The sequence below is a fragment of the Myxococcus xanthus genome, from assembly GCF_006402735.1.
GTDB classification, from domain to species: domain Bacteria; phylum Myxococcota; class Myxococcia; order Myxococcales; family Myxococcaceae; genus Myxococcus; species Myxococcus xanthus_A.
Window position 1 is genome coordinate 4,805,946 of sequence record NZ_CP017174.1, and the last position, 13,455, is coordinate 4,819,400.

Genomic DNA, 13,455 nt, shown 5'->3' on the forward strand with positions numbered 1-13,455 from the left:
CCCCGCGTCACGCGGGTGATGGCTCGCCCGACAGCGGCAGCGTCTGGGGGGCCTGCCGTGATGGGAGCAGCAACTCCTCCCGCCGCAGGCCCCGCAGCGCCATCCGCCCCAGGCTCCGCTTGAGCCCGCGTGGCAGCAATGGCAGCAGCCGCATCACCCACCGGTGCCCCAGGCCCGGGTACACCAGGGCCTCGCCGCGCTCGAAGCCGGCGAGCGCCTCGCGGGCGCAGCGCTCCAGCGACAGGTGGAAGAAGGGCGCCAGCGACTCCGCGCCCTCCACACCCGCTTCCCACAGCGGCCCCGGAGCCACGCGCGTCACCGTGACGCCCTGCCCCTCCACTTCCAGGCGCAGTGCCTCCGTGAAGCCGTCCAGGAAGCGCTGGGTGGCGGAGAAGGTGGCCGAGCCCGGCAGGATGAGCTGCGCCGCGCCGGAGCCGATGTTGAGGATGCCGCCCCGTCCCCGCTCCAACATGGGCTTGAGCAGCCGGTGCGTCAGCAGCGCGGGCACCCAGACGTTGGCGCGCAACATGGCCTCCACACGCGCCCAGCCCTCCTGGGCATACAGCGCCTGGTCGCCTTCCGCGGCGTTGTTCACCAGCACGTCCACGCGGACGAAGTGCTCCTCCAGCGAAGCGAGCAGCGCATCCACCTGCCGGGGATCGCACACGTCGCAGGATTCGACGAGCACGCCCAGCGTCGGGTAGTTCAGCAGGAGTTCCTCGCGCAGGGGCTCCAGTACCTGGGCCTGATGGTCCACGAGCACCAGGGTCCGAACGCGACGCGCAAGCAGCCGGGCAAGCTCCCGGCCAATCCCCCGGGCCGCGCCGATGATGAGCACGGTTCCTTGGTCGATGGGGAGAGGACGCATGACAAAATCCTCCGTTCGTTGAGGTGCCCATCGTGCGCATGCCTTGCGCGGTCTGCCGCTCCCCCTGCAGGGTTTGCACGCCCGGACAGCAGACGACCGGCGCGGCGCCTGGCACGGCACTTCCATCTGGGGTGCGCCATGCCCAGAAAAGAAGACATGGCGACTGTTTCCCGAATCCTCGTTCCCGTGGACCTGTCGGACGGCTCCCGGGAGGTCATCGACTACGCGGTGAAGCTCGCTCGGCCTTTCAAGGCATCGGTCGAGGTGGTCCACGCCTGGGAGCCACCCCAGTACGTGGCGCCGGACCTGCTGGTGGCCGCGCCGGGGTGGAACTCCCAATCCCTGGAGCACGTCGCCGTGGAAGCAGCGACGAAGGAGCTGACGGCCCAGGTGAACAAGGGGGAGCCCCCGGGCGTCCCGGTGAGCCAGAAAATCGTCGTGGGTGAGGCGGCGTCCACCATCCTCGACCTCGCCGAGCAGGACCAATGCGACCTCATCGTCATGGGTACCCACGGCCGGCGCGGCCTTCCCCGCCTGCTTCTGGGAAGCGTGGCGCAGAAGGTCGTCGCCCGCGCGTCCTGCCCGGTGCTCACCATCCACCTGTCCGAGCAGAAGTAGCGCGGACGCGCCTCACGGCCCCGGGGCGGGAGCCACCGGGGGAGCGGCCTGCTCCCCCGCCTTCCGCCGCGAGGCCAGCACCGTGGGCACGGCCAGCACCGCCATGGCGGCGACGACGAGCGCGGCGCCCACCAACTCCAAGGCCCCCGCGCCCGGCTGTCCCAGCGTGACGGACATCACCACCGTCGCGACCACTCCAGCGAGCACGCTGGACGCGCGGTTCACCGGCACGCAGAAGGCATTCTCCCGCCCGTCCAGGAGGATGAGGCCGCCGAAGATGCCGGTGGCCTGCGACAGCAGTCCCACGGCGATCTCCGAGACCAGGTGGCCTCGCGACAGGGCCCCGGTGAAGCCGTCGCGGATGTCACCCAGCACGCCATCGCCGCCGATGAGGGCCAGCACCGCCAGGGTGCCCACCAGCACTGGCGTGGCCACCATCTGCTCCTCCACGAAGTAGCGGATGGAGACCTCACGTTCGCCGGACTTGGCCAGTTGGCTCATGGCGCGCAACCGGAAGAAATAGGCCGCCAGGTACACGCCCACATCCACCGTGGCCAGGAGCGTCAGCGTGGGGCTGACCGACGAGCCCGCGGCCACCGCCACCGCCGAGAAGCTCAAGCCCAAGGCCACCCATGAGGGCCAGCGCACCCGCCGTCCACTGAGGACGTCCACCAGCGGCGCCAGGACGAGCACGCCGCCGCGCATCAACAGCATCATGAAGACGATGGACGCCCCCGGAAGGGTGTACGCCAGCGTCGTGGTGCCGATGATGGCCGCCGAGCAGAACCCCGACAGCAGCGTCCACCGCCCTGGTGCCGGCACCTGGAAGCCCCACACCTGGCGGTGCCCCGCGTAACGCCACCAGCGCATCCACGTGAGGAAGGCGAACATTCCCACCAGCGAGGCCGAGGTGCTCACCGGCAGGAGCGTGAAGCCGGAGATGCCCTCCCGCATGCCGGGCAAGGCGCCTCCGGACAGCGCCTTCGTCAGCGCGCTGTAGGGGGCATAGGCCACGAAGTAGCCCAGGGCGTACCCCCAGATGCTCAGGTCACGGACGTCATCATTTCGAAGGGGCGTGGCGGACAGGACGTGTTCCCGGGTGGGGTGTGGGGACAGGGTTGTGCAAGCCGCACGCCGGGCAGGTGGCTGGCGTGGGCACGCAATCGTTTCCAGACGGGCGCGTATCCAGCGGCGTCACGGCTTTCACAGGAGCCTCGCATGCGCTCGTCCCCCATTGCCACCCTGGCCCTCGGGCTCGCCCTCGCCACCCCTGCCTTCGCCGAGGACGACGCGAAGTCGCCCCAGAAGTGGAAGGTGGTGTGCGCCACGCAGTCGAAGGACGGAAGCCGCGCCGTCCAGGGCACCGACCTGATCATCGAAGCCGGTGAGAAGATGAAGGACGGCGTCGCCGTGGAGGGCAACGTCATCGTCCGCAAGGGCGCGGTGGTGGAGGACGTCGTCGCCATCCGGGGCCGCGTCATCGTTGAGTCGGGGGCCCGGGTGACGGGCAACGCGGTGTCCCTGGGCGGCGAGGTCCGCGTCCACAAGGGCGCCGCTGTCGAGGGGAACGCCATCGCCCTGGGGGGACGGCTGAAGGTGGATCAGGACGACGCGGTGAAGGGCGACAAGGTCAGCCTGTCCTTCGAGATTGGCGGCCGGGACATCGTGCGCGGCTTCATTGAAGACGCGCTCGACGAGGAGACCGGCTGCCACATCGTCGACGAGAGCGATAAGGACGTCTGAGTCACGCGGCGCTGGCCGGCCCCGGAGGCACGGCCGGCTCGGTGCCGGTGCGCGTCAGCGGCATCAGCGAAGCCCGCAGCGACAGGATCTGATCGCGGGCCAGGTTCTTCAGCGTCTCCACGTCCGCCAGCGTCATCCCCTTGGTGGAGATGGGCGTGCCCACCGTCACCAAACCGCGCGAGGTGGCGAAGCGCCAGGAGTGCTTCGGCAGCGCCCGCCGCGTCCCGCTCACCGCCAGGGGCAGCACGTCCGCCTGCGCCTCGATGGCCAGCCGGAACGCGCCGTCCTTGAATGGCAGCAGGTCATCCGTCTTCGAGCGCGTCCCTTCCGGGAAGATCATCACCGGCATGCCCTTGGCCAGCCACTGGCGGCACTTCGCCATGGCGCCCGTCGCCGAGTCGCGGTCGCCGCGGTGCACGGGGACGTCCCCCGCCATCCACATGCTCCAGCCCACCACGGGAATCTTGAAGAGGCTGGCCTTGCCCAGCCACTTCATCTCCCACGGCAGGTGCGAGATGAGGAACGGGTCCGCGTTGGACTCGTGGTTGCTCACGACCACCGTGTTCGGCGCGAGCTTGTCCGGCACCGGGCCGTGCACGCCGAAGCGCCAGAACGGCGTCAGCTTCGCCGCGGTGACGCCGATGAGCCGGAAGCAGCGCCCCGTCACGTGGCGCTTGTGGTCGAAGGCCCAGGTCAGGATGGCCAGCGACAGCTGCACACAGAAGCCAACCAGCGCCACCAGGCCAATCTCGATCCACGTCCAGATGGAGAGCAGTGCGTTCATGAGAGCCTCGAACAAGCGTCAGCGAACCGCGGGGTCCAGGTCCACGCTCACCGGACAGTGGTCCGAGCCGAGCACGTCCGGGTGGATGCCAGCCTTGCGCACGTAGGCCATGGCCGCTGGCGAGGCCAGGACATAGTCGATTCTCCAGCCGATATTCTTCTCCCGAACGCCGGCCCGCTGACTCCACCACGAATAGTGCCCCCCACCCTTGTTGAAGTGGCGGAAGGTGTCCACCCAGCCGGCGCGAATCCACCGGTCGAACTCCTCACGCTCCTCGGGCCGGAAGCCGCTCGTCTCCCGGTTCTCCTTGGGCCGCGCCAGGTCGATTTCTTGATGCGCTGTGTTGAAGTCGCCCATCACCAGCACCCGGCCACCGTCGCGCAGGGGCTTCTCCAGCCGCTCGAAGAGGCGCTGGTAGAAGGTCAGCTTGTAGGGGATGCGGCTCAGGTCCCGGTCCTTCCCATTGCCGTTGGGAAAGTAGCCGTTCACCACGGTGAGCTTGCCGAAGCGGGCAATCTGCAGGCGCCCTTCGACGTCCAGCTCCCCCACGCCGAGCACCGTCACGACTTCATCGGGCTCCAGGCGGCTGTACAGTCCGACGCCGCTGTAGCCCGGCCGCTCCGCCGCCACGAAGTGCGTCTTCCACCGGGACGGTGAGCGCACCTCGTCGGGAAGCTGGTCGGCGCGCGCGCGGACCTCCTGCAGACCAACGACTTGCGCCCGGCACCCCGCGAGCCAGGGCAGGAAGCCCTTGCGGTGCACCGAGCGAAGTCCGTTCACGTTCCACGAAACGACTCGCACGGGGAAGGCTTATGGCCCGCCCCGTGCGGCATTACCAGCCCCTACCGCACACACGGGCGGTAGGGGCGAACACGCGACCTGCTACGGCTCCGCCGCGCTCGACGCGTTCTGCGGCTGACGCGTCGGACGGAGGATGAAGTCCGCCGAGTTGTCGTTCGAGTCGTGACCGTTGCCCTGCAGTTCGTCCGCGCCGCCGACGACCATCGTCGCCGCGGTCGACGCGGCCGAGGCCTTGCGCTCGTAGCTGCCCGCGACGGGCGGCACGGTGGCGATGCGCGTGCCCTCCGGCTGGTTGGCGTTGCTGCCGTAGCCCACCGTGTCCACCACCAGCGGCGAGGTGATGGCGTCGGTCAGCGCCATCTCCGGGTAGCCCAGGCGCACATGGCCCGCGGAGCCGCCCATCGCGATGGTGCCACCCCAGTTCGCGTTACCCGTCACGGTGTTGCCCGACGAGCTCGCGTAGCCCGTCGACACCACCAGGAAGTAGCTGCGCGGCGCGATGACCGAGCCGGCGGGCAGCGCGAAGCTGCTGTTGTAGCCGGTGGTGCCCGTGGCGGACTTGTACTGGAGCTTCCAGCCAGAGATGTCCACCGCGCTCGACGTGGGGTTGTAGAGCTCGATGAACTCGTCGCCGGCGCCACCGGGGCCCGCGGGGGCGAACTCGCTGATGACGATGTGGCCCGTGCTGCTGCCGCCACCGCTCACCTGCACCGCCGCCGCGATGGACTGACCGTTCAGCGCGGCCACCAGCTGACCCTCGCCGCCCGTGCTGCCCGCGGTGAAGTCGAACTTGGCGGACAGGCTGTTGGCCGTCACCGTCACCGTCGCCGGCACCGTGCCGAGCGACGCGGGCTCCAGCGCGAGCTGGATGACCGTGTCCTGCGCCGGGGGAACGTCCAGCTCCACCGTGAAGCCTTGCGTCTGGCCAGCGCTCACCGAGATGACCTCGGGCGACAACGTGGCCAGCTCAGCGGCCTGATCCGCCGCCAGCACCCGAACCGTGGCCGCACGCGTGTCGTTGCCCAGCGTGGCCGTCAGCGTCGCCTTGTCCGTCTCCGGATCCGCGGCCAGGTTCGCCGTCACCTGCACCGTGGCGGAGCGCTCACCCGGGGCGATGCGCACCAGACCACCCTGCACGTTCAGCACGGGGCTGGACGAAGCAACCTCCACCCAGACCTCCGCCGGAGCGTCCTCACGCAGACGCACCGTCAGCGCCTCGGGGAACGTCGCCCCCGTGGTGCCGGTGCGCGCGAAGGTGCCCGTCGGACCGAAGCTGTCCAGCGAGACCTGGACCGTGCCCGCGTCCGTACCGGCGTCAACGTCCGTGCCCGCGTCGGTGCCAGCGTCGTCCTCGCCCGTGCCCGCGTCGGTGCCGGCGTCGTCCTCGCCCGTGCCCGCGTCGGTGCCGGAGTCCGGCTCACCTGAACCACCGTCCTCCTCCGAACCCGCGTCCGGCTCGCCCGAGCCACCATCCTCGGTGGTGCCAGCGTCGTCCTCACCGGTGCCCGCGTCCTCGGTGGTGCCAGCGTCGTCCTCACCGGTGCCCGCGTCCTCGGTGGTGCCAGCGTCGTCCTCGACGATGCCGCCGTCCTCTTCACCGGTGCCGGCGTCATCCTCAGTGCCGGCATCCTCCCCGGTGCCCGCATCCGGCGTGGGGCGACGGCAGCTGTTGTCACAGCTGTCGTTGTTGTTTCGGTTGCCGTCGTCGCACGTCTCGCCAGCCTCGACGATGCCATTGCCGCAAACGGGCCTGGGTTCAGGGTCGTCGCCACATGCGGACATCAAAAGGAGCAGTGCGGACAGCGGCGCCAGCATCTGCCGGAAGGACCAGGGCATGGGTAAAATGTCTCCGTTGAAACTTGAAGAGCCCCCTGCATCCCATATCTGTCACCCGCGACGCAATCCAGGCGGCAGTTTCCGATTTCACTGGACCCAAACCTGGGTTCTGATCCTCCCAGCCTCCCCTCTTAGGACGGAGGCACCGGAGCGTGCTCCCCGACCTCATGGGGCGGCTCCAAGCCGTGGTCCACGAGGAAGACACGCACGGCCTCGGCGATCTCCGACCCGGCCTCCAGCAAGCCGGCGTGCCCCGCGTCATCCACCCGCATCCAATGTGCGTGCGGCATTGCGTCACGCATTCGTTCCATCTCTCCCAGCGGAACGAGCAAATCGTTGCTGGCGGCGACGATGAGCGTGGGCACCTGCACCGTCCTGGCCACGTCCCAGGAATGGCCCTCCACCATGCCCCGGAGGGTGTACCAGTAGGCCCTGGGGCTCATCCGGCGCAGGGCGAGCATGAACTCGTCGATGTCCGCCCGAGGCGCCCGGGCCCGGAGCGCCCCCACCATCCGCGCCAGGGGATAGGCGAAGCGGCTGGCCATCACCGCGTGCGCCACGGGCGCCGCCAGCGGCAGCGTGGGCGTGGCCAGCTTGAGCATGCCCCGGGTGGCGGCCAGGAACGCGCGGGCCCCCGCCGAGTCCGCCCCCGAGCCGAACGCCCCCGGCGCCCCGGCGATGAGCGTCATGGACGGAACCAGGTCCGGCCGCCGCCGGTACAGGTCCAGCAGGACGCGCACGCCCATGGAGAACGCCACATGGTGCGGCGGCCGCCCATCCCCCCGGGCCATCGCCGCCTCGGTGATGCGCTCCAGGTCATCCACGTGCACGCGAATCTGGTACCCGTCCCCCAGGGATTCATCGCTGCTGCCGTGGCCCCGGTAGTTCCAGTGCACCACCCGGTGGTCCTGCTCCAGGTTTCCCACCAGGTAACGCCAGAAGTTCTCCGAGGAGCCAATCCCGTTCGTCAGCAGCACCGTGGGGCGGGCCGCCAGCTCTGAGTCGGCGGTGGCCTCCCGGAGGTTGCCGAAGTGGGTATGCCAGGCGACCCGGGTACCATCCGGGGCAGTCACAAAGCGCGTGGTGCGACGGTAGGGCATGCCACCTCCCACCATGAGGCGCCCGGGCCGGGGGCGCAAGCATCAACCTGCCCTGACGGGCTCGTGCCGGGGTATGAGGGGGCGCCATGCTTTGCGTCGACGTGGAACGGTTCGATATCCGCCCTGCCCTGGCCCACTACGCCGAGCACGGCTACGCGAAGCTGGGCCGCGTGCTGGGGGACGAGGGCCTGGACGCGCTCCGCGAGCGAGCCGACGACCTGATGCTGGGCCGGGTCGTCCACCCGGGCCTCTTCTTCCAGCCGGACGCCACCACCGGCCGCTACGAGGACGCCCCCCTGGGGCTGGGCTGGCAGGGCCCCTCCCTGGACTACCGCAAGCTGGAGAAGCTGGAGAAGGACCCGCGCTTCCTGGCCTGGATGGAGAACCCGCTGTTCGAACGCATCGCCCGGGCGCTCATCCCCGGCGACATCGTCCTCTACCGCGCCATCCTCTTCCACAAGGGGCAGGCCGGCGGCAGCAACCTGCCCTGGCACCAGGATGGCGGCCGGCTGTGGGGGCTCACCCACGAACCGGAGCTGCAGGTCTGGACCGCGCTGGATGACGCCCCCGAGGACGGCGGCTGTCTGGAAGTCGTGCCGGGCAGCCACCGAGGGGGACTGGTGACGCCGCTGGGCGGGGTGATTCCTCCGGACGCGGTGGCGGCGGCCGACGCTGAATCCCGCGTCCTGTCCCTGCCGGTGCGCGCCGGCGAGGCCATCCTGGTCCACAACCACCTCTGGCACCGCTCCGGACGCGGGCGCCCCGGCTTGCGCCGCCGCGCCTTCTCCGCCTGCTACATGGACGCGGCCGTGCGCTGCCTGCGCAAGAAGAAGGCCCCCCGCGTCTTCCCGCCCATGTTCCGCCGCTGACCTCAGCCCACCAGGGGCATGCGCAGCGGCGGCTCCACCGGCTCCTTCGCGCGCCGCGCCACCGGCAGGGAGACTCGGAAGGTGCTGCCCCGTCCCTCCTCGCTCTCCACGGAGATGTCTCCACCGAAGCCGGTGACGATGCCGTGGCAGATGGACAGGCCCAGCCCCGTGCCCTCACCCACCGGCTTGGTGGTGAAGAAGGGGTCGAAGATGCGGGCGCGCACCTCCGGCGGCATGCCCACGCCCGTGTCGCGCACCTCGATGATGACGCGGTCCCCGGCGGTCCGCAGGCTCAGCCGGACCTCGTGCTGCTCTGGCTGGCCCATCGGAATGGCCTGCGCGGCGTTGATGAGCAGGTTCAGGAACACCTGTCCGAAGCGGCCCTCGTTGCCCTCCACCAGCGGCACCTCGCGGTAGTCGCGGACGAGCTGCGCGCGCAGCTTCAGCTCGCTGCGCGCCAGGGTGATGGCCGACTCGAGCACCGCCTGCACGTTGACGGCGGTGGCCACCTCGTCATCGCCCCGGGAGAAGGTCCTCAAGTCCCGGACGATCTGCCGCACGCGGTGCGCGCCGTCGGTGGCCTCGCGTAGCACCTCCTCCAGCTCCGCCATGCGGCCCGACGGTAACTCCGGCGCCAGGGCATGCAGCTCGCCCGCGAGGAACGACAGGTTGGAGAGGACGAAGGCCAGCGGGTTGTTGATTTCGTGCGCCACGCCCGCCGCCAGCGTGCCCACCGCCGCCAGCCGGTCCGACACCACGAGCTGCGCCTGCATGGCCTTGCGGTCGGTGACGTCCACCGCCACGCCCGCAAGCAGCCGCCGCCCCGAGCGCTCCCGCACGATGAAGCGGTAGGTGAGCCAGTGGCGCTCGGTGCCGTCGCGCGCGGGAATCATCGTCTCGGTGATGCTCTGCTTGCCGGATGTCAGCACCGCGTCGTCATCCCGGCGCGACTGCTCGGCGGAGGCCGCGGGCATCAACTCCACGTCGGACACGTTGGACATGTCCGCGCCCACCGGATAGCCGAAGAACCGGCTGTAGCGCGCGTTCACCCAGATGCGGCGGCCCCGCTCGTCCTTCATGAAGGCCACTGCGGGGATGTTGTCCATGAAGGACGCGAACAGCTCCTGCGACTCCTCCAGCGCGCCCATCGCCAGCGTGTTCTGCACCATCAACTCCTGGCGCGCCTGGGCCTCGGCCGCGTTGCCCATGGCCGCGCCGAGCAGACCCGCCATCAGCTCCAGCGTGCGCACGTCCCGGTCCTCGAACGTGTTCGGCCGCCGGCTGGTGACGTTGAGCGCGCCCACCGGACGGCCCTCGCGCCACAGCGGTACGCAAATCATCGACCGCGCGCCCACGTGGCGCAGCGCCATCACGTTGACCCGGACGTCCGCCTCCGAGTCATCCGTGCGCATCACCTCGCCCCGCAGCAGGCTGGCACCCGTGAGGCTGCCCTCCACCTTCAGCCGGAAGCCAATGAAGGGCGCCAGGCTGCCGGTGGCCACCAGGTAGGTCACCTCCTCCTCGGTGTCCGCCCCCAGCAGCGCCACCGCCGCGCCATCCGCGCCGCACAGCACCCGCGAGCGCTCGCACAGCAGCCGCATCAACTCGTCGAGCCCGTAGCCCGCCATCGCCACGTCCGACTGCATCTGGATGATGGAGGCCAGCCGCGCCACCTCGCCCCGCGCCTCCGCCTCGGACGTCCGCCGCTGACGTCGCGCCGCCACACGCCGCTCCAACAACACCCGCCGTGAGCGCACCTGCACCGGGGTGAAGGGCTCCACCAGGAACTCGTCCACGCCCGCGGCCAGCAGCGGCTCGAGCGCCGCGTCGGTGCCGTCCCGCGCCAACCCCAGCACCAGCGGATCCTCGGGACGGGCCCGCGTCCGCAGCGCGTCCAGCCAGCGCGCGTCCTCCACCAGGTCCGCCGCGTCCACCACCAGCACGTCCACGGGCCCGTGCCCCAGCGCCGCGCCGGCTTCCACCAGGTCGGCGGTGCTGAACACGGCCTGACCCTGGCGCCGCAGCTCCTCCGCCACGGGGTGCCGGTCATCAGTGGTGAGACACAGGAACTTCATCCAGTCGCCCTGCTCCGTGGCCCCAAACACACGGGGTGAAAAATACTATGATTCTGTAGCACGGCATTTCCAGCGGGGGCGTCCTGATAGGTGGGGGTCAGGTACACCCCATGCCCGGTGGAAACATTCCGGCCGGAGGGCAAACGGGTGGCCACCGGGTGGCGCCAGGACGCTATCCTCCGCGCGTGCCGGGCATCCCTGGAGTCGTGGTCGCCGAGCAGCCGCACTACCTGCCGTGGGTGGACTTCCACGAGCAGCTGGCCCGCGCGGGGACCTTCGTCGTGCTGGACAACGTGCAGTGGCTGCGGCGCGGCTGGCAGCGGCGCACGCGGGTGGCCCTGCCCCACAACGTCCCCCTGCCCCCGCCCACGGAGTCCGGGTTCCAGTGGATGTCCATCCCCTTGGAGGACCCCCACCGGGACACCCTCATCAAGGACCTGGCGGTGGATGCCCGTCAGCCCTGGGCCCGCGAGCACCTGCGCACGCTGGTGTCGCTGTACGCGAAGCGGCCCTACTTCGCTTCGCAGGTATTGCCCCGGCTGGAGCCCTTCTATGACGCGGCGGCGCGCGAGTCGGGCCCGGGTTCGCTGCTGCGGGTGCTGCTGGCGAGCATGGCGCTCTTCAATGAGCCGCTGGGCCTGACGCCGAACCTGGTCCTGGCATCCACCTTGGACAAGCAGGGCGAGGACAAGTCGGCCCGGTTGGTGGCGTACTGCCAGCAACTGGGCGCGCACACGTACTACTCGGGGTTGGGCTCGTCCCTGTACCTCCAGGTGGGCCTGTTCCGGGACGTGGACGTGCGCGTGCTGTGGCAGCGCTTCCGCCATCCCGAATATGCACAGGGCCGCCCGGGCCGCTTCGTCCACGGCATGTCGTTGGTGGACGTGCTGGCCAACGTGCCGGTGGACGAGGTGCGCCAGTGGCTGGAGCCTTCGCCCTGGGGACCGTTCGCGCCCCGGCCCCCGGGCGAATGAGGGTGCCTCAGCCCGCGGAGGCCGACGTCCCCGCCGGCTTGTCCTTGTCGAAGCGCACGAAGTAGCCACGCACGGCGGAATCCAGGAGCTCGGTCGTCAGGCGCGGCTCCAGGCCCTGGTAGTGCGCCATGTCGATGACCTGATCCAACAAGTCACGCGGCTGGCAGGCGGCGAACGGACGCCCCACCGGGCGGTAGTGCGCGTCGATGAGGTAGTCCACTGCCGCCGCGTTGTAGGGCACGCCGCGCTTGCGGCACATGACCTGGAAGATGTCGTGGAACTGCTCCTCGTCCGGGCGCTGCACCTCCAGCTTGTAGCGGACGCGGCGCAGGAAGGCGTCATCCACGAGGTCGCTGGGGTCCAGGTTGGTGGAGAAGGCGGCGAACACGTCGAAGGGCACCTGCAGCTTCTTGCCGGTGTGCAGGGTGAGCATGTCGATGTCGCTCTCCAGCGGGACGATCCACCGGTTGAGCAGGTCCTTGGGGGACACCTTCTGCCGGCCGAAGTCGTCGATGAGGAGCATGCCGTTGCTCGCCTTCATCTGGAACGGCGCCTCGTAGTACTTCACCTCCGGCGAGTACACGAGGTCCAGCATCTCCAGCGTCAGCTCACCGCCCACGACGACGAGCGGACGCCGGCAGCGCACCCAGCGCCGGTCATACGGCGGCGAGCCGGGCTCGTCCTCCACCACCTTGTGGAGGTTGGCGTCGAAGATGCGCACCACGAAGTCGTCGATAAGGATGGCGTGGGGGATGAAGATGTCCCCGTCGAAGCAGTTCACCATGCCCTGGCAGATGGCCGTCTTGCCGTTGCCCGGGGGCCCGTAGAAGAAGATGGCGCGGCCAGAGTTCATCGCCGGACCGATGCCGTCGAAGATGTAGTCCTTGATGATGAGGTCGCCGAACTTGTCCTGCATGCGCGCGCGGGTGATGCGGTTGCCGCGCACGGTCTGCTTCTTCACGGCGGCCGCCCACTCCAGGAAGGGCACGGGCGCGGGGCCGTTGTAGCGGTTGCGGTCGAGCACCTGCCGCAGCACGTCCGTCACAAACGTGGTGAGCTGGTAGATCATCGTCGACTTGCCCACGCCCGAGCCGCCACCGCCGCGGATGTCGACGTACTTCTGGCGGCGCAGGCCTTCGATGACGTCGTCCACCAGCGCGGAGGGCAGTTGGAGGCGCGCGGCGATGTCCATGCCGCGCATCTCACCGGCGAAGAAGAGCGCCTTGAGGACCAGCTCTTCCACGAAGGTGGTGTTGAGGCCCGTCTCGAGCAGGGTGCGCGGCTGGGCGGGCCAGAAGCGGTCGCCCTGGCTGACACCGCCCTCCTCTCCCGGCCGCCGGGGCGCCCGGCGGTCGGGGCCGTTGTACTGCGCGCTGGCGGCGGTGCCGCGCCGGTCCGGGCCCGAGTACTGGGACGGCCCGGGCCCGCGTCGCTCACGGGGTTCCGGCGGGGCGACGATGACGGACGGCAGTGTGGCCGGGGCCGGCGGCGGAGCACGGCGGTCCGACGGCGAGGACGAGGCGCGGCGCTCGGTGGGGAAGTCGGGCTCGTCCGGCTCCGGCGGCAGCGCGGGACGTGAGCCCGTGACGGCGCCCGGGGGACGCGGCGGGAGCGCAGCGGTCGCCCCCGTGCCACCGACGCGCGGGCGAGGAGGCCCCGACAGCACCGGCGTGGGCGCCGCGGGCGGCACCACGGCCGTTTCCACGGGGGTGACGCTGCGGCTGGACTCGTCGCTCGACGAGCCGGAGTCCGGGGATGGCGGTCGCCTGAACAGGGACATGCGGTGC

At 70.3% G+C, this 13,455-nt stretch carries 12 protein-coding genes; 4 read left to right on the forward strand and 8 right to left on the reverse strand.

The window, feature by feature from the left end:
- Positions 1 to 7: 7 nt before the first annotated feature.
- Positions 8 to 868, reverse strand: coding sequence for an SDR family NAD(P)-dependent oxidoreductase (locus BHS09_RS19885; RefSeq protein ID WP_140798600.1), 861 nt, complete (start codon positions 866 to 868; stop codon positions 8 to 10).
- 156 nt (positions 869 to 1,024) lie between these two features.
- On the opposite strand from BHS09_RS19885, the gene BHS09_RS19890 reads away from it, so the two are divergent.
- Positions 1,025 to 1,486, forward strand: a complete 462-nt coding sequence (locus BHS09_RS19890; protein ID WP_140792193.1) for a universal stress protein — start codon at positions 1,025 to 1,027, stop codon at positions 1,484 to 1,486.
- A 12-nt stretch (positions 1,487 to 1,498) separates the two neighbouring features.
- Here the strand turns inward: BHS09_RS19890 and BHS09_RS19895 are convergent, their stop codons facing one another.
- Positions 1,499 to 2,500: a hypothetical protein gene (locus BHS09_RS19895; RefSeq protein ID WP_237079694.1), complete on the reverse strand. Its 1,002-nt coding sequence runs from the start codon at positions 2,498 to 2,500 to the stop codon at positions 1,499 to 1,501.
- Between the two features lie 204 nt (positions 2,501 to 2,704).
- On the opposite strand from BHS09_RS19895, the gene BHS09_RS19900 reads away from it, so the two are divergent.
- Positions 2,705 to 3,229, forward strand: a complete 525-nt coding sequence (locus BHS09_RS19900) for a hypothetical protein (RefSeq protein WP_140792195.1) — start codon at positions 2,705 to 2,707, stop codon at positions 3,227 to 3,229.
- A 1-nt stretch (position 3,230) separates the two neighbouring features.
- On the opposite strand, the gene BHS09_RS19905 is transcribed toward BHS09_RS19900, so the two are convergent.
- The 4 genes from BHS09_RS19905 to BHS09_RS19920 all read right to left on the reverse strand — a co-directional run bounded on the left by BHS09_RS19905 (position 3,231) and on the right by BHS09_RS19920 (position 7,750).
- Positions 3,231 to 4,013, reverse strand: coding sequence for a lysophospholipid acyltransferase family protein (locus tag BHS09_RS19905; RefSeq protein ID WP_171410137.1), 783 nt, complete (start codon positions 4,011 to 4,013; stop codon positions 3,231 to 3,233).
- Between the two features lie 18 nt (positions 4,014 to 4,031).
- Entirely contained in the window at positions 4,032 to 4,814 is a 783-nt protein-coding gene (locus tag BHS09_RS19910) for an exodeoxyribonuclease III (protein ID WP_140792199.1), read from the reverse strand.
- Between the two features lie 81 nt (positions 4,815 to 4,895).
- Complete coding sequence (locus tag BHS09_RS19915) at positions 4,896 to 6,650, reverse strand: lamin tail domain-containing protein (RefSeq protein WP_140798601.1); 1,755 nt, start codon at positions 6,648 to 6,650, stop codon at positions 4,896 to 4,898.
- A 131-nt stretch (positions 6,651 to 6,781) separates the two neighbouring features.
- Positions 6,782 to 7,750 carry an alpha/beta fold hydrolase gene (locus BHS09_RS19920; RefSeq protein ID WP_140792203.1) on the reverse strand — a complete coding sequence of 323 codons (969 nt, stop codon included), beginning with the start codon at positions 7,748 to 7,750 and terminating at the stop codon, positions 6,782 to 6,784.
- An 86-nt stretch (positions 7,751 to 7,836) separates the two neighbouring features.
- On the opposite strand from BHS09_RS19920, the gene BHS09_RS19925 reads away from it, so the two are divergent.
- Positions 7,837 to 8,619 (forward strand): phytanoyl-CoA dioxygenase family protein, encoded by a 783-nt coding sequence (locus BHS09_RS19925; protein ID WP_140792205.1) that lies wholly within the window; start codon positions 7,837 to 7,839, stop codon positions 8,617 to 8,619.
- A 2-nt stretch (positions 8,620 to 8,621) separates the two neighbouring features.
- Here the strand turns inward: BHS09_RS19925 and BHS09_RS19930 are convergent, their stop codons facing one another.
- The gene (locus tag BHS09_RS19930) at positions 8,622 to 10,694 is read right to left on the reverse strand and encodes an ATP-binding protein (RefSeq protein WP_237077252.1); all 2,073 of its coding nucleotides are present in this window, start codon (positions 10,692 to 10,694) and stop codon (positions 8,622 to 8,624) included.
- A gap of 206 nt (positions 10,695 to 10,900) precedes the next feature.
- On the opposite strand from BHS09_RS19930, the gene BHS09_RS19935 reads away from it, so the two are divergent.
- Entirely contained in the window at positions 10,901 to 11,668 is a 768-nt protein-coding gene (locus BHS09_RS19935) for a WbqC family protein (RefSeq protein WP_237079695.1), read from the forward strand.
- A 7-nt stretch (positions 11,669 to 11,675) separates the two neighbouring features.
- Here the strand turns inward: BHS09_RS19935 and BHS09_RS19940 are convergent, their stop codons facing one another.
- Entirely contained in the window at positions 11,676 to 13,448 is a 1,773-nt protein-coding gene (locus BHS09_RS19940; RefSeq protein WP_140792209.1) for an ATP-binding protein, read from the reverse strand.
- Between the last annotated feature and the right edge of the window lie 7 nt (positions 13,449 to 13,455).